Consider the following 17257-nt stretch of genomic DNA (forward strand, 5'->3'; position numbering starts at 1 on the left):
CGAAGATGCTAAAACGTGGTCTGCATTGTCCCCGAGTCTTCCCCGGAATTCCCATGCCGCGTCCCATTCTCGCCACCGTCCACACCGGCGCCCTGCGTCACAATCTCGAGCGGGCGCGTCGCTCGGCCCTCGAAGCCCGCGTCTGGGCCGTCGTCAAGGCCAATGCATATGGCCATGGCATCGAGCGGGTCTATGAAGGCTTGCGGGGCGCCGATGGCTTCGCGCTGCTCGACCTGGCCGAGGCCGAGCGCGTGCGCGCACTCGGTTGGCGCGGCCCGGTGCTGCTGCTCGAAGGCGTGTTCGACGCCCGCGACCTGGAGCTGTGCTCGCGGCTGGACCTCTGGCACACCGTGCACTGCGACGAGCAGATCGACATGCTCGCCGCCCACAAGACCCTGAAGCCGCAGCGCGTGTTCCTGAAGATGAATTCGGGCATGAACCGCCTGGGCTTCACGCCCGAGCGCTTCGGCTCCGCCTGGACCCGCCTGAACGCGCTGACGCAGGTCGACGAGATCTCGCTGATGACCCACTTCAGCGACGCCGACGGCGCGCGCGGCATCGCCCACCAGCTGGCGACCTTCGAGCGCGCCACGCGCGACCTGCCGGGCGAGCGCTCCATCGCCAACAGTGCCGCCACGCTGCGCCATGCCGAGCAGACGCGCGGCGACTGGGTGCGCCCCGGCATCCTGCTGTACGGCAGCGCGCCCGATTTTCCCGAGCACGATGCGGCGCACTGGCAGCTGCAGCCCACCATGACGCTGTCGACCCAGATCATCTCGGTGCAGACGCTGAAGGCCGGCGACACCATCGGCTACGGCTCCAGGTTCACGGCGCAGGGGCCGCTCACCATCGGCATCGCGGCAGTCGGCTATGCCGACGGCTATCCGCGCCACTGCGACAGCGGCACGCCGGTGCTGGTGAACGGCGTGCGCACCCACATGGTCGGCCGCGTGAGCATGGACATGATCACCGTCGACCTCACGAACGTGCCCGACGCGAAGTTCGGCAGCGAGGTCACGCTGTGGGGCAAGTCCGCGAAGACCGGCGCGGTGCTTCCCATCGACGAGGTTGCGAAGGCCGCGGGCACGATCGGCTACGAACTCATGTGCGCCGTGGCGCAGCGCGTGCCTTTCGCCGATCCGGCCCCCACCGAAGGCCGATGAAGATCCTTTCCGACTGGCGCTCCGTGCGCCTGTGGGAAACGCAGGTCGAACGCGACCTGCACCGCAGCTACAGCCTGCGCACGCACGGCATCCTGATCGGCACGTTCACGATGCTGCTGATGTGGGGCGTGTCGGCGCTGCAGATGCACCTGCTGCATGTGCACTCGCTGGCGGTGCGCTACCTCCTCACGCTGGGCGTGGGATACCTCGGCTATCTGCTGGTGCTGCGCTGGTGGGCCAGGCGCCTGGTGGAGGGCCGCGAGGTGGACGCCAACGTCGATGCGCCCGATCTGGACTTCGGCGGTGGTTCCCAAAGCCATGCGAGCGCCGGCGACGGCAGCGGCCTGTCCGACGTGGCGAGCGGCGCGCTCGACATCGCGGGCGGGGCGGACGAAGGCGCAGTCATCGTCGTGCCGGTGATCGCCATCTTCCTGATCTGCGCGGCCGTCGTGCTCGGCGCCGGTTCGCTCGTGCTGCTGTACTTCGGCTGGGACGCGCTGCTGGCCGTGGCCATCGAGGTCGCGTTCTCGTACGTGTCGGCCCGCGCCGCGGTGCGCGTGGCGCGCGAGGGCTGGCTCATGGCGGCCGTGCGGCTCACATGGAAGCCGCTGCTGGGCGCGGTGGTCTGCGCGGTGGCCCTGGGCGCGCTGCTCGACCACTTCATGCCGCAGGTCAACTCCCTGCCCGAGGCGGTGCGCGTCCTGCTGAAGAAGCACTGAGCACCGAGCGCGAGCAGCGCCGCCTTCCTGCGCGCCGCGATGGTGTGCATGACGCGCTCAATACAGGCCGAGCTGCCGCGTCCTCAATCGCGCCAGGCCCAGCAGCGCGTCGGTAAAGGGCGTGGCCACCGCAGTCAACTCGCCCAGCTCGCGTACCACGGTCACCAGCGCGTCCAGCTCCACCGAGCGGCCGGCTTCCACGTCCTGCAGCATCGAGGTCTTGAACGCGCCGAGCTTCTTCGTGATCGCATGCCGGTCTTCCGGGCTCTGCGTGATCTCGATGCCGATGCGCCGGCCGATCTCCTTGGCCTCCAGCATCACCGCCGAGATGAAGCCGCGCACGTAGTCGTCGTCCATGATCAGGTCGGTGGTGCAGCCCGTCAGCGCGCTGATCGGGTTCACCGTCATGTTGCCCCACAGCTTGAACCACACGTCCTTCTGGATCTGCGGCGACAGCGTGGTGTCGATGCCTGCGGCGTTCAGCAGCTCGACCAGCTTCTGCACGCGCGGCGTGGCTTCGCCCGAAGGCTCGCCCACGATCAGCCCGTTGCCGAAGTGATGCCGCACCACGCCGGGTCCGTCGAGCGAGCAGCTCGCGTGCACCACGCAGCCGATCACGTTGCGCGCGGGAATGGCCTTGGCAATAGCGCCTTCGGGGTCCACCGCCGCGAGCCGGTGGCCCGTGATCTCGCCGCCGAAGCCGCCTTCGAGGAACCACCATGGCACGCCGTTCATCGCGACCAGCACGATGGTGTCGGCGCCGATCAGCGGCCCGATGCGCTCGGCCACGCCGGCCAGCGCGGGCGCCTTCACGGCGATCACCACCAGGTCTTGAACACCGAGCGCTTCGGGGTCGGCCACCGCGTTCACCGGCACACGCGTGCGCACATCGCCACGCATGAGCGAGAGGCCGTCGCGTTGCAGCGCATCGAGCGTGGCGCCGCGCGCCACCACGTTGAGGCGTTGGCCTGCCTGTGCGAGGCCGACGCCAATCCATCCGCCGATCGCGCCGGCGCCGTAGATGCAAATCTTCATGGGAACAGGCGCCTCAGTTGCGGTAGCTCGGGTCGATGCGGTCCACTTGCCGCACCAGCGCATCGAACACGTCCTGCCCCGCGCCATGCTCGGGGCTGAACTGCAGCGCGTCGCGCGTGCAGCGCTGCGCGATTTCATCGCTCACCGGAATGGCCGCGCCCATCGAGAAGGTGGCCATCTGGATCTCGCAGGCGCGCTGCAGCGTCCAGAGGATCGCGAAGGTCTGCGGCAGCGTCTGGCCCCAGGCCAGCAGCCCGTGGTTGCGCAGGATCACCGCGTTGCGGTTGCCGATGCTCTTGAGCAGGCGCGGGCCTTCGTCGGCATGGATGGTGATGCCCTCGAAGTCGTGGTACGCCACCATGTCGTGCAGCTGGGCGGTATAGAAGTTGGTCTGCTGCAGCCCGCCCTGCAGGCAGGCCACGGCCACGCCGGCCGTGGTGTGCGTGTGCATCACGCAGTGCGCACCGGGCAGGCCGTCGTGGATGGCGGCATGCACCGTGAAGCCGGCCGGGTTCACCGGATGGGTCGAGCCGTCGAGCACCTTGCCCTGCAGGTCGATCTTCACCAGGTTGCTCGCAGTGACCTCGCTGTAGTGCAGGCCGAAGGGGTTGATGAGGAACTGCTTCTCCCCGCCCGTCACGCTGTCGGGCAGCCGCATCGTGATGTGGTTGTAGATCATCTCGGTCCAGCCCAGCATCGCGAACACGCGGTAGCAGGCCGCGAGCTGCTCGCGCGCGGTGCGCTCGTCGGGGTGCAGCGAGGGATGGACCAGCGCCGGCGGCGCGGTGGTGGCGAGTGTGTTCATGGCAGTTCCTTCATGTGTTCAACCCTCCGCGGTGAAGCCGACCTCTTTGACGATCGGCGCCCACTTGGCGGTGTCTTTCTTCAGCAGCTCGGCCAGCTCGGCCGGCGTGGAAGACATCGCCTCCAGGCCGAATGTGCCGAGGCCGTCGATCACGTCCTTCTGCGCGAGCGCGTTCTTCATTGCGGTGTTCAGCTTCGCCACCAGCTCGGGCGAGGCCTTGGCCGGCAGGAAGAAGGCGAACCATTCGCTGTGCGCCATGTCCTTGATGCCCTGTTCGCCGAAGGTGGGCACTTCGGGCGCGAAGCGGCTGCGCTTGGCGCCCGAGACGCCCAGGATGCGCACCTTGCCTGAGGGCAGGTGCTGTGTGATGTCGCCGATCGGCCCCGACACCGCCGAGATGTTGCTGCCCAGCAGGTCGAGCATGGCGGGCTGCGTGCCGCGGTAGGCCGCGTGCTTGAGCTCGACGCCGCCCTTCTTGCCCAGCAGCGCGCCGATGAAGTGCGGCGTGGAGCCCGCGGCGGGCGAACCGTAGTTGGCGCCGGCCGGATTGGCCTTGGCCCAGGCCAGGAACTCGGGCACCGTCTTCACGCTGGCCGGCACGGCCGGGCCCACGGCAAAGCCGAAGTCGAAGATGCAGGCCAGGCTGACGGGCGTGATGTCGACCATCGGGTCGTACGGCAGCTTCTTGTAGATGTGCGGATAGATCGTGAGGATCGAGGTCGGCGTCTGCAGGATGGTGCTGCCGTCGGCCGGGCGGCCCTTCACGTAGCTCACGGCGATCTGGCCGCCCGCGCCGGTGCGGTTCTCGACCACCGCCACCTTCGCGTACTCGGGGCTGAGCTTCTGCGCGAGGCGCCGGCAGGTGGTGTCCGAGGTGCCGCCGGCCGCGAAGCCGGTGACGATGGTGGCGGTCTCGATGCTCATCGCCTGCGCGAAGACGTTCTGGCCAAGGCTGGCCATCAAGGCGGATGCACTGGTGGTCTGCAGGATCTGGCGGCGGGTGAAGCTCATGGTGTCTCTCTCCGGACGGTGGTTATGGAGGGTCGATCAAGACTCGTCGCGCAGCCAGGTGACCGCGCCCGAGTGGGTCACGGCGCCCTGATGGGCAGGGCGCACGGTGAGCGCGTATTTTTCCAGCAAGCCCCCGCGGGCCGCCCCCGCGTTTACCTCACGTCGGGCGAGCCGCGCGGCGATTTCCTCCGTGGTGAGATCGACCGTGATCGAGCGTGCCTCGGCACGCGCGTCGATGGCGATCACGTCGCCGTCGCGCAGCGCCGCAATCGGTCCGCCGTCGGCCGCTTCGGGCCCCGCGTAGCCGATGCACAGGCCGCGCGTGGCGCCCGAGAAGCGCCCGTCGGTCAGCAGTGCCACCTTGTCGCCCATACCCTGGCCGTAGAGCAGGGCGGTGATGCCGAGCATCTCGCGCATGCCGGGGCTGCCCTTGGGGCCTTCGTTGCGGATCACGATCACGTCGCCGGGTTCGTACAGGCGGTTCTGCACGGCGGTCTGCGCTTCTTCCTCCGAGTTGAAGACGCGCGCCGGCCCGCGAAACACCAGCCCCTGGAGCCCCGCCGTCTTGAGCAGCGCGCCGTCCGGGCAGAGGTTGCCCTTGAGCACTGCGAGGCCGCCGTCGCGCGTGATCGGGTTGCCGGCCTCGCGCACCACGCGACCATCAGGCGCAAGGGCGCCGGCCAGTTCCTCGGCCATCGTGCGGCCGGTGAAGGTGAGCGCATCGCCATGCAGGAAGCCCTGCTCCAGCAGCGTGCGCAGGATCACGCCCGCGCCGCCGATGTAGAACACGTCGCGCGCAAGGTACTGGCCGCCGGGGCGCAGGTCGGCGATGAGCGGCGTGCGCGCGAAGACCTCGGCCACGTCGTCGAGGTGGAACTTGATGCCGGCTTCGTGCGCAATCGCCGGCAGGTGCAGCGCGGCATTGGTCGAACCGCCCGTGGCCGATACCACGGCGCAGGCGTTTTCCAGCGCCTTGCGCGTGACGATGTCGCGCGGCAGCGGGCTGTCGCCCATCACTGCCTTCATCAGCGTCTTCGCGGCGCGGCGCATCAGCGGCGCGCGTTCGCTGAACACGGCAGGCACCATGCTCGAGCCGATGGGCGCGAGGCCCAGTGCCTCCGACACCATGCCCATCGTGTTGGCCGTGAACTGCCCTGCGCAGGCGCCGGCCGTCGGCAGGCAGGCGCGGCTCATCGCGTCGAGTTCGTCGTGCGTGGCGGTGCCGGCCAGCACCTTGCCGATGGTCTCGTAGGTGTCGACCACGTTCAGGTCGCGCCCGTCCGGCCCCGGCATCTGGCCAGGCAGCGCCGAGCCGCCATGCACGAACACGCTGGGCACGTTGCAGCGGACCATGCCCATCATCAGGCCGGGCAGGTTCTTGTCGCACGCGCCGATGGCGAAGATCCCGTCCCACTGGTGGCCGCGCGTGGAGGCTTCCACGCTGTCGGCGATCAGCTCGCGCGAGATCAGCGAGAAGCGCATGCCCGAGTGCGCCATCGTCAACCCGTCGCTGATCGACACCACCGGGCATTCGTGCGGCGTGCCGCCGCCCGCATAGATGCCGGTCTTGGCGTGCTGCGCCTGCTCGCGCAGGTTGAGGTTGCACGGGCTCATCTCGCCGCCCGTATGGAACACGCCGATGTGCGGGCGCGCGATGTCCTCGTCGTCCTGTCCCAGCGCATGCAGGAAGCTGCGCGTGGTCGCACGGATCGTGCCCTCGCGGATGGTGGCGGAGCGAAAGCGCTTGGGTGGGTCGGCGGGCGCGGTCATGGGGTCAGAACATCCCGTTCTTGTTTGCAGCGGTTTCCGGCACGGGCTGCACCACGTCCCAGTGCTCGACGATCTTGCCGTTCTCCAGCTTGAAGATGTCGACGATGGCGCTGCCGCGCGTGCCCGGTTCCCGCACCGCGTTGACGTGCAGGATCACGTAGTCGCCGTCGACGAAGCTGCGCTTGATGTCGCTGCGCGAGTTCGGAAACTTCTCGCGCAGGAACGCGATGAACTTGCGAAAACCCTCGGGGCCGTCGGCCGCCGTGGGGTTGTGCTGCACGTAGCGGCTGCCCACGTACTGCAGCGCTGCGTCGGCGTCCTTCTGGTTCAGGCCTTTTTCATAGAAGGCGAGCACCGCCTGGCGGTTGGCTTCCTGCTGGGCGGTCGCGCCTTGCTTGCCGGCGCCCATGGGTGCGCACGCGGCGAGGAAGAGGGTGGCTGCTGTGGCGATGGCCGCCAAAGTCATGCGTTGCATCGAGCGTGCTCCGGTGTGAAGAAAATCAGTAGCCGTTGGGCGAGGCGGTGCCGGGCGCGGCCTTGTACATGCCCAGCAGCTGCTTCGCCGCCGCCGCCAGCACGATGGTGTCCACGCCCACCGCCACGAACAGCGCGCCGGCCGCGAGCCACTTGCGTGCCTGTTCCTCGGTGGTCGACAGGATGCCCGGCGCCTTGCCGGCCTTGCGGATGCGCGCAATCGCGTCGGCAATCACGGCCTGCACCTCGGGGTGGTTCGGCTGGCCCACGAAGCCCATCGAGGCCGACAGGTCGGCCGGGCCGATGAACACGCCGTCCACGCCCGGCGTGGCCGCGATGGCGTCGAGGTTCTTCATTGCCTCCACCGTTTCGGCCTGCACCAGCAGGCAGGTCTGCGCATTGGCCTCGTGCAGGTAGTTGGGGTAGGCCTGCCAGCGCGAGGCGCGCGCCAGCGCACTGCCCATGCCGCGGATGCCTTCGGGCGGGTAGCGCATGCCCTGCACCAGCCGCGCCGCCTGCTCGGCCGTGTCGACCATCGGCACCAGCAGCGTCTGCGCGCCGATGTCGAGGTGCTGCTTGATCAGCGTGGTGTCGCCGACCGGAATGCGCACGACGGGGTGCGAGCGCTCCGACTCGGGCTGCGCCGACCATGCGCTCGAAATGCCCTGCAGCTGCGCGAGCACCGAGCGCAGGTCGTTGGGCGCGTGCTCGCCGTCGACCAGCAGCCAGTCGTAGCCGGTGCCGGCCAGGATCTCGGCGGCGTAGCCGTCGGCCAGCCCGACCCACAGGCCGATCTGGGGCTTGCCTGATTGAAGGGCTTGCTTGAAGGTGTTGATGGGGGTGTGCATGTTTAGTCCGGGAGGTGGAAGGGTGATGTCTTCATTCGTGGAACACCTCGGAACCGGCTTTGCCGGGCCGCTGGCGTTGCCCCCGGTAGGGGGGGTGGCGAAGCGACACGAAGTGCGCGAAGCCTGGGGGCGAGCCTCATACAAATCGGAAGGAGATGGAGCCGAGCGGGCCGTAGTCCGCGTGGAAGGTGTCACCGGGAACTGCGGTGGTGGGCCGCGTGAACGAACCGCCCAACACCACTTCGCCGGCTTCGAGGCATTCGTCCCACGGCGCCAACTTGTTCGCAAGCCACGCCACACCGGTCGCCGGGTGGTTGAGCACGGCCGCGGCCACGCCCGATTCCTCGATCACGCCGTTCTTGTAGAGCAGCGCGCTCACCCAGCGCAGGTCGACCGCGTCGGGCTTCACCGGCCGGCCACCCATCACGATGCCGGCATTGGCCGCGTTGTCGGCGATGGTGTCGAACACCTTGCGCGGCGCCTTGGTGTGGCGGTCGAACTGCTCGATGCGCGCATCGATGATCTCGATGGCCGGCACCACGTAGTCGGTGGCGGCCAGCACGTCGAAGATGGTCACGTTCGGGCCCCGCAGCTTCTTGCCGAGGACGAAGGCCAGCTCCACCTCGACGCGCGGCGCGATGAAGCGCTTGAACGGGATGTCGCCGCCCTGCTCGAAGAACATGTCGTCCAGCAGCGTGCCGTAATCGGGCTCGTCGATCTGGCTGGACTGCTGCATGGCGCGCGAGGTCAGGCCGATCTTGTGGCCCTTCACGGTGCGGCCTTCGGCAATCTTGGCCTTCACCCATTCGCGCGAGATGGCGTAGCCGTCTTCCACGGTCATCTCGGGAAAGCGCTTGGAGAAGTGCTCGACCTGCACGCGCGACTTCTCGCTTTCGTGCAACTCGGCGGCCAGTTGGGCGATGGTGGCTTTGGAGAGCATGTGGCTTCGTTCAGTTCTTGTTGAACAGGGGATGCAGGTTGCTGTGCTTGCCGTCGTACACCTGCCCGGGGCTTTCGTCGATCTGCAGCGTGATGCCGATGGGGCATTGGTCGAAGATCGGCGCGAAATGCGCGCGCACGCCGGCCAGCAGATCGTCGCCGGCCTTCTTCTTCACCGCCTCGGCGCGGCCCGCAGCCATGCGCAGGTTGAGGTAAACGAAGGCGTAGTCGGCCTTGCCATCGGCCACCGCGTGGTGCGCCGCAGGGTAGGCCAGCACGCGCGTTCCGCCGATGGGGAACACCGGCTTGCCGGCTTCGTCGCGCTGCTCCAGCATGGTGTCGGCCAGCGTGCGGCACAGGGCCGACATGTCGGTCTCGGCCTCGATATTCGGCGTGTAGAGGATCACCAGATGGGGCATTGCTGTTCTCCGTTCATTCCACCGACATGGTCGCGGCCGTGCACGTTACCGCGAAGATCGGAATCGCCTTCATATGGAAGATCTCACCCTTGCCGCGCGCGGCCGCGGCCACGCTGAGGAAGGTGCGGATCTCGAAGCCGCCCTGGCCCGCCTCGCGGTAGGTGGCTTCGTCGCCATAGTCGTCCAGCGAGAGCATGCCCTCGCGATCGTTGGCGCACCAGCGGCGCATGAACTCGGCGTCCCACTCCGCGTTCACCTTGCCAGAATCGGGCGTGGCCGGCCAGTGCGAGATACCGCCCGTGCCCACCAGCGCGATGCGCTCGGGCACCTTGTCGCAGGCGCGGCGCAAGGCCTCGCCGAAGACCCAGGCGCGGTGCAGCGGCGTGAGCGGCGGGCCCTGGCAGTTGATGTTCACGGGGATGACCTTGGTGTCGAAGTTCGGCGTGAGGAAGTTCAGCGGCACCATGATGCCGTGGTCGAACTTCCATTCCTCCGCATAGGCCACGTCCACTGTCTGCATCACCTCGCGGATGAGGCGCTGCGACAGTGCTGCGTCGCCGGGGATGGTGTGCTTCTCGATGCCCAGCCACTTCGGGTCTTCGATGGGGCCTTCGTAGCTGTCGGCCATGCCGATGGCATAGGCCGGCATGTTGTTCATGAAGAAGTTCGCGAAGTGCTCCGCGGCGATCACGATCACCGCGTCGGGCTTGGTGGCGCGCATGGCCTCGCCGAAGCGGTGGAACTGCGCATGGAACTCGTCCTTCACGGCCGGGTCCGCCAGATGCGCGCGGCCGGTGATGCCGGGGGCGTGGCTGCACACGCCTGCAAAAACCAGACTCATACGCCTGCCACCTTTTCGTCTGTGCCCGTCGTCATCGCATAGATGCCCGCGCGCACCGGTCCGTACTTGCGCACGCCTTCGCGCATGGCTTCGAGGTAATCGGCCCACGGAATGCCGAGCAGGGGCGCGAAATGCATCAGCAGCTGGCCGTTGCAGCCGAGCACGTAGAGCTTGCCGATGTCGCCTGAATCGATTGCTTCGCGCTCTTCGTCGTCGAGGTCATAGCCGGCGAGCAGCGCGGTGCGCGTGTCGCCCCCTTCGGCATAGCGCCGCTGCACTTCGGGTTCGCGGTTGAGCGCGAAGAGGAATTTCTGCATCGCATAGAGGCTCATGGTTCAGCCCTCGATCTGGATGTTGGCCTTGCGGATCACGTCGTCGTACTTCGCGATCTCGCTCTGGATGAAGGCCGCGAAGCGCTCCGGCGTGCCCGACAGCGACGCGATGCCTCCCTTCTGGAAGGCATCGGTCAACGCGGGGCCCGCGAGCGCGCGGTTCACCTCGGCGTTCACGCGCTGCACGATGGCGTCGGGCGTGCCGGCCGGCGCTAGCAGGCCGTTCCACGAATTGGACTCGATGGGCACGCCCTGTTCGGCCAGTGTGGGTATGGCGGGCGCGTACTGCGAGCGCTGCGCGGTCGCCATGCCCAGCGCCACCAGCTTGCCGCTCTGGATGTGGCCGCGGAACTCGGGCCAGTTGCCGAACATCATCGTCACCTGCCCGCCGAGCAGGTCGGTGAGCGCCGGGCCCTGGCCCTTGTAGGGCACGTGCACGATGTCCAGGCCCATCTGCAGCTTGAGCATCTCGCCAGAGAGATGCGCCGAGGTGCCGTTGCCGAAGGAGGCGAAGCTCAGCGTGCCGGGCTTGGCCTTGGCGGCGTTGCGCAGGTCGGCCAGCGTCTTCAGGCCGCTCGCGGGGTGCGTGACCAGCACGTGCTCCGACATGCCCATCAGGGCGACGGGGCGCAGGTCTTTCTGCGTGTCGTAGGGCAGCTTGCGTATCAGCTTCTGATTGGCCGCGAAGCTGTTGGCCACGCAGACGAAGGTGTTGCCGTCGGGCGCGGCCTTGGCGGCGGCATCGACGCCGATCACCGTGCCTGCACCGGGCTTGTTGTCGACGATCACCGGCTGGCCCAGCGCCTTCGCCACCTCGGTGCCCACCAGCCGCGCGACGAAGTCGGTGGTGCCGCCGGGCGGGAAGGGCACGATCACGCGGATCGGCTTGTTGGGCCAGGCGGCCTGGGCACGCGCGAGCGAGGGCAACGCGGCGAGTGCGGCCGCGCCTTGCAGCAGCGTGCGGCGCCGCGTGTTCATGCAACGCCCCAGTGCGGAATATGGTGCGAACCCAGCGATACCGCCACGTTCTTCGGCTCGCAGAACACTTCATAGCTCCAGGTGCCGCCTTCGCGCCCCGTGCCCGAGGCCTTGGTGCCGCCGAAGGGCTGGCGCAGGTCGCGAACGTTTTGGCTGTTGACGAAGCACATGCCGGCTTCCACGGCGGCGGCCACCCGGTGGGCCTTGCCGATGTTCTCGGTCCATACGTAGCTGCTCAGGCCGTACTGGATGTCGTTGGCCAGCCGGATGGCATCGGCCTCGTCCTTGAACGGGATCAGGCAGGCCACGGGGCCGAAGATCTCTTCCTGCGCGATCTTCATGCGGTTGTCGACATCGGCGAACACGGTGGGCATCACGTAGTTGCCCTTCTTCACGCGGTCCGGCAGGTTCGACGGCGCATCGAGCCCGCCGCACAGCATCGTCGCGCCTTCCTTCGGGCCCAGCTCGATGTAGCTGCGCACCTTGGCCAGGTGGGCCTGCGAGATCATCGGGCCGACGATGGTCTTCTCGTCGAGCGGGTCGCCGACCGTGATGCGCTTGGCGCGCTCCGCGAACTTCGCGGCGAAGTCGGCGTAGATCGACTGCTGCACCAGGATGCGCGAGCCGGCCGTGCAGCGTTCGCCGTTGTTGCTGAAGATCATGAACACGGCCGCGTCGAGCGCGCGGTCGAGGTCGGCGTCTTCGAAGATCACGAACGGGCTCTTGCCGCCGAGTTCCATGCTGAACTTCTTCAGCCCCGCGCTCTTCACGATGCGGTTGCCGGTGGCGGTGGAGCCGGTGAACGAAATGGCGCGCACGTCGGGGTGCCCCACCAGCGGCTCGCCGGCCTCCTTGCCGTAGCCGTGCACGAGGTTCAGCACGCCGGGCGGAATGCCCGCTTCGAGCGCCAGTTCGCCCAGCCGCGCGGCCGTCAGCGGCGACAGCTCGCTCATCTTCAGCACCGCCGTGTTGCCGAAGGCCAGGCAGGGCGCGACCTTCCAGGTGGCGGTCATGAAGGGCACGTTCCACGGGCTGATGAGCGCGCAAACGCCCACCGGATGGAACAGCGTGTAGTTCAGGTGCGTGGGCGTCGGGTAGGTGTGGCCGTCCACGCGCGTGCACATCTCGGCGAAGTAGTAGAAGTTGTCGGCCGCGCGCGGAATCAGCTGCTTGCCGGTCTGCGCGATCACCTGGCCGCAGTCGTCGGTCTCGGTCTGCGCGATCTCGGGCACGTGCTTCGCGATCAGGTCGCCGAGCTTGCGGATCAGCTTGGCGCGCTCGGGCGCGGGCAAGCCGGCCCATTTGGGAAAGGCTTCCTTGGCGGCGGCCACGGCAGCGTTCACTTCGGCTTCGCCGCCCGAGGCGACTTCGGCCAGCACTTCCTGCGTGGCCGGGTTGACCGTTTCGAAGTAGTCCTTGCCCGTGACGGACTTGCCGCCGATGAGATGGTCGATCTGTTGCATGAAGAAGTGTCCGGTCCGGTTCAATCGAGTTTGATGTCGCGCGCCTTGATCAGGGCATGCCATTTCTTGCGCTCGGCGTCGGTGTAGCGCGTCATTTCGGTGGCGTCGGCGGGGCGTGCTTCCCAGCCCGCGTCGTAGAGCTTCTGGCGCACGCCGCCATCGGCCATGGCCTTCTGAAGCTCGGCGCCCAGCTTCGCCTGCACTTCCTTCGGCGTGGCCGCGGGCGCGACGAGGCCCTGCCAGGTGTAGGCCTCGACGTTGGCAAAGCCGAGTTCCTTCGCGGTGGGAATGTTCGGCAGCTGCGGCACACGCTCGGCCGACATGGCGAGAAGCGGCACCACCTTGCCGGCCTTGACGGCGCTCACGCCGCTGGGCAGGTCGAGCATCATCAGCGTGACCTGGCCGCCCATCAGGTCCTGCAGTGCGGGCGCGCCGCCCTTGTACGGCACGTGCAGCATCGACACGCCGGCTTCGCGCTGGAACAACTCGAGCGCCAGGTGGTGCGGGCTGCCGGTGCCCGGCGTGGCGATGCTGTACTTGCCGGGCGAAGCCTTGAGCGCGGTGAGCAATGCCTTGGCATCGGCGATGCCGGCGTTGGGCGCGGCCGTGAGGATGAGCGGCGAGCGGCCCATCATGCCGACCAGCGCGAAGTCTTTTTCGGCGTCGTAGGGCAGCTTCTTGTAGAGCGCGGGGTTGTAGACCAGCACGCCGTTGTCGGCCGAGAACACGGTATAGCCGTCGCCCGGTGCGCGCGCCACGTTCTCCGACGCGATGATCGCGCCCGCGCCGGGCTTGTTGTCGACGAGCACCGGCTGGCCTAGCTGCTGCGATACCTGCGCGCCGACCGTGCGCGCGAGAAAGTCGGTGCCGCCGCCCGCCGGGTAGCCCACCACCCAGCGCACGGGCTTGGTGGGGAAGGCCGCAGTCTGCGCGGGCGCGTCGAGCGCGAACATCGAGGCGCTCACGGCCACGAGGGCGGCGGCGAGGGCGAGCGTTTTCTTTCCGGCGTTCATTGCGTTTGTCTCCGCTTGTTGATGTGTGACAGGAAAAAGGGTTCAGGCCGCGTCGATGGTGTTGACCAGCGCGCCGATGTGCTCGATCTCGGTCACGACCACATCGCCCGGCTTGCAATCGACCACGCCGTCGGGCGTGCCCGTGAGGATCAGGTCGCCCGGCGACAGCGTCATGAAGCGGCTGAAGTACGCGATGAGGAAGGGCGCGTCGAAGATCATGTCGCGCGTGTTGCCTTGCTGCGTGACCGTGCCGTTGACCGTGGTGCGCAATGCAAGAGCCATGGGGTCGGGCACGTCGGCCGCATCGACGAACCACGGACCCAGCGGCGTGCAGGTGTCGCGGTTCTTCACGCGCAGGTTGGGGCGGTACCAGTTCTCGAGGTAGTCGCGGATCGCGTAATCGTTGGCCACCGTGTAGCCGCCGATGAAGTCATACGCGTCATCGCGCTTCACGTTCTTCGCGGTCTTGCCGACCACGATGGCGAGCTCGCATTCATAGTGCATGAACTGCACGCCGGCCGGACGGTGCGTGAGCTGGCGGTGGCCGATGAGCGTGCTCTGGCCCTTGACGAACACCAGCGGTTCCTCGGGTGCCTTGAACTCGAGCTCCTTCGCGTGGTCGGCGTAGTTGAGGCCGAGCGCGAGGATGGTGCGCGGCCGCGCCGTGGGCGCGAGCGGCGGCAGCCAGACGAGCTGCTCCTGCGGCACGATGCGGCCGTCGTCCAGGCGCACGGCGGCGTCTTGCTGCCCATTGAACTCATGGCTCGTGCCGGAATGCTCGCGGCCTTCGAAGATGACGCGTGCGTGCTTCATGCGGCCTCCTTCACCAGCGTGTTGCTCAGGGTCTCGAAGCCCGGCGCCGAGATGTCGATGCGCTGGCCCGCGCGGGCCAGCGGACGGCCAAGGTCGCAGCCGAGCATCAGGACGTCGCCGTGCGCCAACGTCATGAACTCGCCGACATCGGCAAGCAGTTGCTGCGCCGGGCGCACGAGCTGCGAGAAGACGATGGATTGCTTCAGCTCGCCGTCGATGCGCACCTCGACGAGGAAGTTCGCGGGGTCGGCCACCTCCTGTGCGTCGCGCAGCACGGGGCCGATGCCGAGGAAGCCGTCGACGCACTTGAACTTCACCGGCGGGCGGAAGAAGCTCGCATGGGGAATCGACAGATCGTTCATCAGCACGAAGCCCTCGACATCGCCTTCGGCGCCGATCACCATGCCGATGCTTGCGCCGATTTCCACCTCGGGCACGGTCGCCGGCACTGCAATGGCGCTGCCGTGCGGGCTCCAGGTGTTGGCCGTCTTCACATAGAGCACGGGCGCCTTCGGCGGTGCCTTGTAGGGCGGCTGCGTCATCTGCGCTGCGAGCGCCACCACTTCGGCGCGGAAGTTCAGCAGGGTGCCGTACACCGTGCCGGTGGGCAGGAAATGGGGGGCGCTGCTCATGAAGGTTGCTCCAGTGCGATGAGTTCGTCGAGCAGCCCGTAGAGCTGCGCGAGCTTGGCCTTGCCGAGCGACTTTTCCATCCAGTCGTAATGCGCCTCGATGCTGGTGCCCAGCCGCTTCACCAGCTTCATGCCGTGCGGCGTGGCCTCGACCACGGTGCGGCGCTGGTCGGCAGGGTCGCGCGCGCGGGTGATGAGGTTGTCGCGCTCCATGCGTGCAAGCACGCCGGTGAGGCTGGGCCCGAGGATGAAAGCTTCGCGCGCCACGCGGCCGGTGTCGACCGCACCGTGTTCGCCCAGCACGCGCAGCACGCGCCATTGCTGGTCGGACAGCGCGTGCTCGCGCAGGCTGGGCCGGGTGTGGGCCATCACGGCTTCGCGGGCCTGCAGCAGCAGGCGCGGCAAATTGCGGTGCGTGAATGTCGTGCTCAAGACGCGTCTCTCTTTGAAATTACTTAACATGTTAAATGATTCGCCAAAGCTTTCCTAGCTGTCAGTCATCAGGGTTTGTGCGGACACCTAAACTCGCCGCATGGCCAAGGACAAAACACTTTTCGTCTGCAGTGAATGCGGCGGCACCAGCCCCAAATGGCTCGGCAAATGCCCGAGCTGCGGCGCCTGGAACACATTGATCGAGCAAGTCGCGGGCGCGGGCAGCGGCCCGGCCAACAACCGCTTCGGTACGCAGTTCGCATCGCTCGCGGGCGCGTCGGAGCTCGCCACGCTGTCGGAAATAGAAGCGACCGACGTCGCGCGCACGCCCACAGGCATTGACGAGCTCGACCGCGTGCTGGGCGGCGGCATCGTCTCGGGCGGCGTCACGCTGATCGGCGGCGACCCGGGCATCGGCAAGTCGACGCTGCTGCTGCAGGCGGTCGATGCGCTGCAGCGCGCGGGGCAGAACGCGCTGTATGTCACCGGTGAAGAAAGCGGGGCGCAGGTGGCGCTGCGATCCAAACGGCTCGGGCTCGATCACTCTCAGGTGCAGGTGTTGGCCGAGATCCAGCTGGAGAAGATCATCGCCACGCTAGACGCCACGCGTCCGGCCATCGCGGTGATCGATTCGATCCAGACTGTCTATTCGGACCAGCTCACGTCAGCCCCCGGTTCCGTCGCGCAGGTGCGCGAATGCGCGGCGCACTTGACGCGCTTCGCCAAGACCGGCGGCACGGCCGTGGTGCTGGTGGGCCACGTCACCAAGGAAGGCGCACTGGCCGGCCCACGCGTGCTCGAACACATGGTCGACACGGTGCTGTACTTCGAGGGCGACACGCATTCGAGCTTCCGCCTCGTGCGCGCCATCAAGAACCGCTTCGGCGCGGTCAACGAGATCGGCGTGTTCGCCATGACCGAGCGCGGCCTCAAGGGCGTGACCAATCCGAGCGCCATCTTCCTGAGCCAGCATGCCGAGCCGGTGCCCGGCAGCGTGGTGCTGGTGACGCTCGAAGGCACGCGGCCGATGCTGGTGGAAATCCAGGCGCTGGTCGACAACGGCGGTCCGAGCCCGCGCCGCCTGTCGGTGGGCCTGGACCGCGACCGCCTCGCGATGCTGCTGGCGGTGCTGCACCGCCATGCGGGCGTGGCCTGCATGGACCAGGACGTGTTCGTCAACGCGGTGGGCGGCGTGCGCATCAGCGAGCCCGCGGCCGACCTCGCCGTGATGCTGGCCATCACCTCGAGCCTGCGCGGCAAACCGCTGCCCAAGGGCTTCATCGCGTTCGGTGAGGTGGGCCTGGCCGGCGAGGTGCGGCCGGCGCCGCGCGGGCAGGAGCGCCTGCGCGAGGCTGCCAAGCTGGGCTTCAGCGTGGCGGTGGTTCCAAAGGCCAACGCGCCCCGCAAGGGCGCGAAGGAAATCGAAGGGCTGACGATCCACGCCGTCGACCGCATCGAAGAGGCGATGGACGTGGTCCGCCGCCTCGACTGATTGATTGATCAGTGACCGGGAAGTCCGGGAAAAAATGGCCCGGCGCACCGTGGCGCCGGGCCCCCCCCCCCGAAACCCC

The 17257-nt window shown here is 67.9% G+C and carries 19 protein-coding genes; 3 read left to right on the forward strand and 16 right to left on the reverse strand.

All coding sequences use genetic code 11. The features are described 5' to 3' along the window. Positions 1-53 precede the first annotated feature (53 nt). Positions 54-1163: an alanine racemase gene (gene alr, locus ACCD11_RS25345; RefSeq protein ID WP_007831670.1), complete on the forward strand. Its 1110-nt coding sequence runs from the start codon at positions 54-56 to the stop codon at positions 1161-1163. Further along, entirely contained in the window at positions 1160-1882 is a 723-nt protein-coding gene (locus tag ACCD11_RS25350; protein ID WP_413315942.1) for a hypothetical protein, read from the forward strand. Before alr ends, ACCD11_RS25350 begins: the two co-directional genes overlap by 4 nt. Before the next feature lie 57 nt (positions 1883-1939). On the opposite strand, the gene ACCD11_RS25355 is transcribed toward ACCD11_RS25350, so the two are convergent. The 16 genes from ACCD11_RS25355 to hpaR all read right to left on the reverse strand — a co-directional run bounded on the left by ACCD11_RS25355 (position 1940) and on the right by hpaR (position 15686). Beyond that, on the reverse strand, positions 1940-2917 hold the full coding sequence (locus tag ACCD11_RS25355; protein WP_007831665.1) for a 2-dehydropantoate 2-reductase: 978 nt from the start codon (positions 2915-2917) through the stop codon (positions 1940-1942). Between the two features lie 13 nt (positions 2918-2930). Beyond that, positions 2931-3722, reverse strand: coding sequence for a class II aldolase/adducin family protein (locus ACCD11_RS25360; protein WP_413315943.1), 792 nt, complete (start codon positions 3720-3722; stop codon positions 2931-2933). Between the two features lie 18 nt (positions 3723-3740). Then, a complete protein-coding gene (locus tag ACCD11_RS25365; RefSeq protein WP_413315944.1) occupies positions 3741-4733 on the reverse strand; it encodes a Bug family tripartite tricarboxylate transporter substrate binding protein in 993 nt (330 codons plus the stop codon). Between the two features lie 36 nt (positions 4734-4769). Beyond that, complete coding sequence (ilvD, locus tag ACCD11_RS25370) at positions 4770-6503, reverse strand: dihydroxy-acid dehydratase (protein WP_413315945.1); 1734 nt, start codon at positions 6501-6503, stop codon at positions 4770-4772. 4 nt (positions 6504-6507) lie between these two features. After that, positions 6508-6978: an ester cyclase gene (locus ACCD11_RS25375; protein WP_413315946.1), complete on the reverse strand. Its 471-nt coding sequence runs from the start codon at positions 6976-6978 to the stop codon at positions 6508-6510. Positions 6979-7003: 25 nt separating this feature from the next. Beyond that, positions 7004-7825 (reverse strand): 4-hydroxy-2-oxoheptanedioate aldolase, encoded by an 822-nt coding sequence (hpaI, locus tag ACCD11_RS25380; RefSeq protein WP_413315947.1) that lies wholly within the window; start codon positions 7823-7825, stop codon positions 7004-7006. Positions 7826-7961: 136 nt separating this feature from the next. Next, entirely contained in the window at positions 7962-8765 is an 804-nt protein-coding gene (gene hpaH / locus ACCD11_RS25385) for a 2-oxo-hept-4-ene-1,7-dioate hydratase (RefSeq protein WP_413315948.1), read from the reverse strand. 10 nt (positions 8766-8775) lie between these two features. Then, positions 8776-9183: a 5-carboxymethyl-2-hydroxymuconate Delta-isomerase gene (locus ACCD11_RS25390; protein WP_413315949.1), complete on the reverse strand. Its 408-nt coding sequence runs from the start codon at positions 9181-9183 to the stop codon at positions 8776-8778. 13 nt (positions 9184-9196) lie between these two features. Continuing rightward, positions 9197-10024 (reverse strand): extradiol ring-cleavage dioxygenase, encoded by an 828-nt coding sequence (locus ACCD11_RS25395; RefSeq protein ID WP_413315950.1) that lies wholly within the window; start codon positions 10022-10024, stop codon positions 9197-9199. Further along, positions 10021-10356 carry an aromatic ring-opening dioxygenase subunit LigA gene (locus ACCD11_RS25400; RefSeq protein WP_413315951.1) on the reverse strand — a complete coding sequence of 112 codons (336 nt, stop codon included), beginning with the start codon at positions 10354-10356 and terminating at the stop codon, positions 10021-10023. The genes ACCD11_RS25395 and ACCD11_RS25400 overlap by 4 nt, the downstream gene beginning before the upstream one ends. Before the next feature lie 3 nt (positions 10357-10359). Next, positions 10360-11334 (reverse strand): tripartite tricarboxylate transporter substrate binding protein, encoded by a 975-nt coding sequence (locus ACCD11_RS25405; protein ID WP_413315952.1) that lies wholly within the window; start codon positions 11332-11334, stop codon positions 10360-10362. Next, the gene (gene hpaE, locus ACCD11_RS25410) at positions 11331-12797 is read right to left on the reverse strand and encodes a 5-carboxymethyl-2-hydroxymuconate semialdehyde dehydrogenase (RefSeq protein WP_007836784.1); all 1467 of its coding nucleotides are present in this window, start codon (positions 12795-12797) and stop codon (positions 11331-11333) included. Before hpaE ends, ACCD11_RS25405 begins: the two co-directional genes overlap by 4 nt. Positions 12798-12817: 20 nt before the next feature. Next, a complete protein-coding gene (locus ACCD11_RS25415; protein ID WP_413315953.1) occupies positions 12818-13810 on the reverse strand; it encodes a Bug family tripartite tricarboxylate transporter substrate binding protein in 993 nt (330 codons plus the stop codon). Positions 13811-13852: 42 nt separating this feature from the next. Continuing rightward, positions 13853-14623 (reverse strand): fumarylacetoacetate hydrolase family protein, encoded by a 771-nt coding sequence (locus ACCD11_RS25420; RefSeq protein ID WP_413315954.1) that lies wholly within the window; start codon positions 14621-14623, stop codon positions 13853-13855. Further along, a complete protein-coding gene (locus ACCD11_RS25425) occupies positions 14620-15255 on the reverse strand; it encodes a fumarylacetoacetate hydrolase family protein (RefSeq protein ID WP_007836790.1) in 636 nt (211 codons plus the stop codon). The genes ACCD11_RS25420 and ACCD11_RS25425 overlap by 4 nt, the downstream gene beginning before the upstream one ends. Continuing rightward, positions 15252-15686, reverse strand: coding sequence for a homoprotocatechuate degradation operon regulator HpaR (hpaR, locus tag ACCD11_RS25430; RefSeq protein ID WP_007836792.1), 435 nt, complete (start codon positions 15684-15686; stop codon positions 15252-15254). The genes ACCD11_RS25425 and hpaR overlap by 4 nt, the downstream gene beginning before the upstream one ends. 100 nt (positions 15687-15786) lie before the next feature. On the opposite strand from hpaR, the gene radA reads away from it, so the two are divergent. After that, positions 15787-17178, forward strand: a complete 1392-nt coding sequence (radA, locus tag ACCD11_RS25435; RefSeq protein WP_413315955.1) for a DNA repair protein RadA — start codon at positions 15787-15789, stop codon at positions 17176-17178. Positions 17179-17257: the final 79 nt, after the last annotated feature.

Source organism: Variovorax sp. Varisp36, assembly GCF_047304235.1.
Taxonomy (GTDB): Bacteria; Pseudomonadota; Gammaproteobacteria; order Burkholderiales; family Burkholderiaceae_C; genus Variovorax.

Coding starts and splice junctions, on each gene's coding strand:
- ilvD (WP_413315945.1), bottom strand. CDS start 6,503: ATGACCGCGCCCGCCGACCCACCCAAGCGCTTTCGCTCCGCCACCATC.
- hpaE (WP_007836784.1), bottom strand. CDS start 12,797: ATGCAACAGATCGACCATCTCATCGGCGGCAAGTCCGTCACGGGCAAG.
- hpaI (WP_413315947.1), bottom strand. CDS start 7,825: ATGCACACCCCCATCAACACCTTCAAGCAAGCCCTTCAATCAGGCAAG.
- ACCD11_RS25400 (WP_413315951.1), bottom strand. CDS start 10,356: ATGAGCCTCTATGCGATGCAGAAATTCCTCTTCGCGCTCAACCGCGAA.
- alr (WP_007831670.1), top strand. CDS start 54: ATGCCGCGTCCCATTCTCGCCACCGTCCACACCGGCGCCCTGCGTCAC.
- radA (WP_413315955.1), top strand. CDS start 15,787: ATGGCCAAGGACAAAACACTTTTCGTCTGCAGTGAATGCGGCGGCACC.
- ACCD11_RS25425 (WP_007836790.1), bottom strand. CDS start 15,255: ATGAGCAGCGCCCCCCATTTCCTGCCCACCGGCACGGTGTACGGCACC.
- ACCD11_RS25360 (WP_413315943.1), bottom strand. CDS start 3,722: ATGAACACACTCGCCACCACCGCGCCGCCGGCGCTGGTCCATCCCTCG.
- ACCD11_RS25375 (WP_413315946.1), bottom strand. CDS start 6,978: ATGCAACGCATGACTTTGGCGGCCATCGCCACAGCAGCCACCCTCTTC.
- hpaH (WP_413315948.1), bottom strand. CDS start 8,765: ATGCTCTCCAAAGCCACCATCGCCCAACTGGCCGCCGAGTTGCACGAA.
- ACCD11_RS25390 (WP_413315949.1), bottom strand. CDS start 9,183: ATGCCCCATCTGGTGATCCTCTACACGCCGAATATCGAGGCCGAGACC.
- ACCD11_RS25395 (WP_413315950.1), bottom strand. CDS start 10,024: ATGAGTCTGGTTTTTGCAGGCGTGTGCAGCCACGCCCCCGGCATCACC.
- ACCD11_RS25415 (WP_413315953.1), bottom strand. CDS start 13,810: ATGAACGCCGGAAAGAAAACGCTCGCCCTCGCCGCCGCCCTCGTGGCC.
- ACCD11_RS25355 (WP_007831665.1), bottom strand. CDS start 2,917: ATGAAGATTTGCATCTACGGCGCCGGCGCGATCGGCGGATGGATTGGC.
- ACCD11_RS25365 (WP_413315944.1), bottom strand. CDS start 4,733: ATGAGCTTCACCCGCCGCCAGATCCTGCAGACCACCAGTGCATCCGCC.
- ACCD11_RS25420 (WP_413315954.1), bottom strand. CDS start 14,623: ATGAAGCACGCACGCGTCATCTTCGAAGGCCGCGAGCATTCCGGCACG.
- ACCD11_RS25350 (WP_413315942.1), top strand. CDS start 1,160: ATGAAGATCCTTTCCGACTGGCGCTCCGTGCGCCTGTGGGAAACGCAG.
- ACCD11_RS25405 (WP_413315952.1), bottom strand. CDS start 11,334: ATGAACACGCGGCGCCGCACGCTGCTGCAAGGCGCGGCCGCACTCGCC.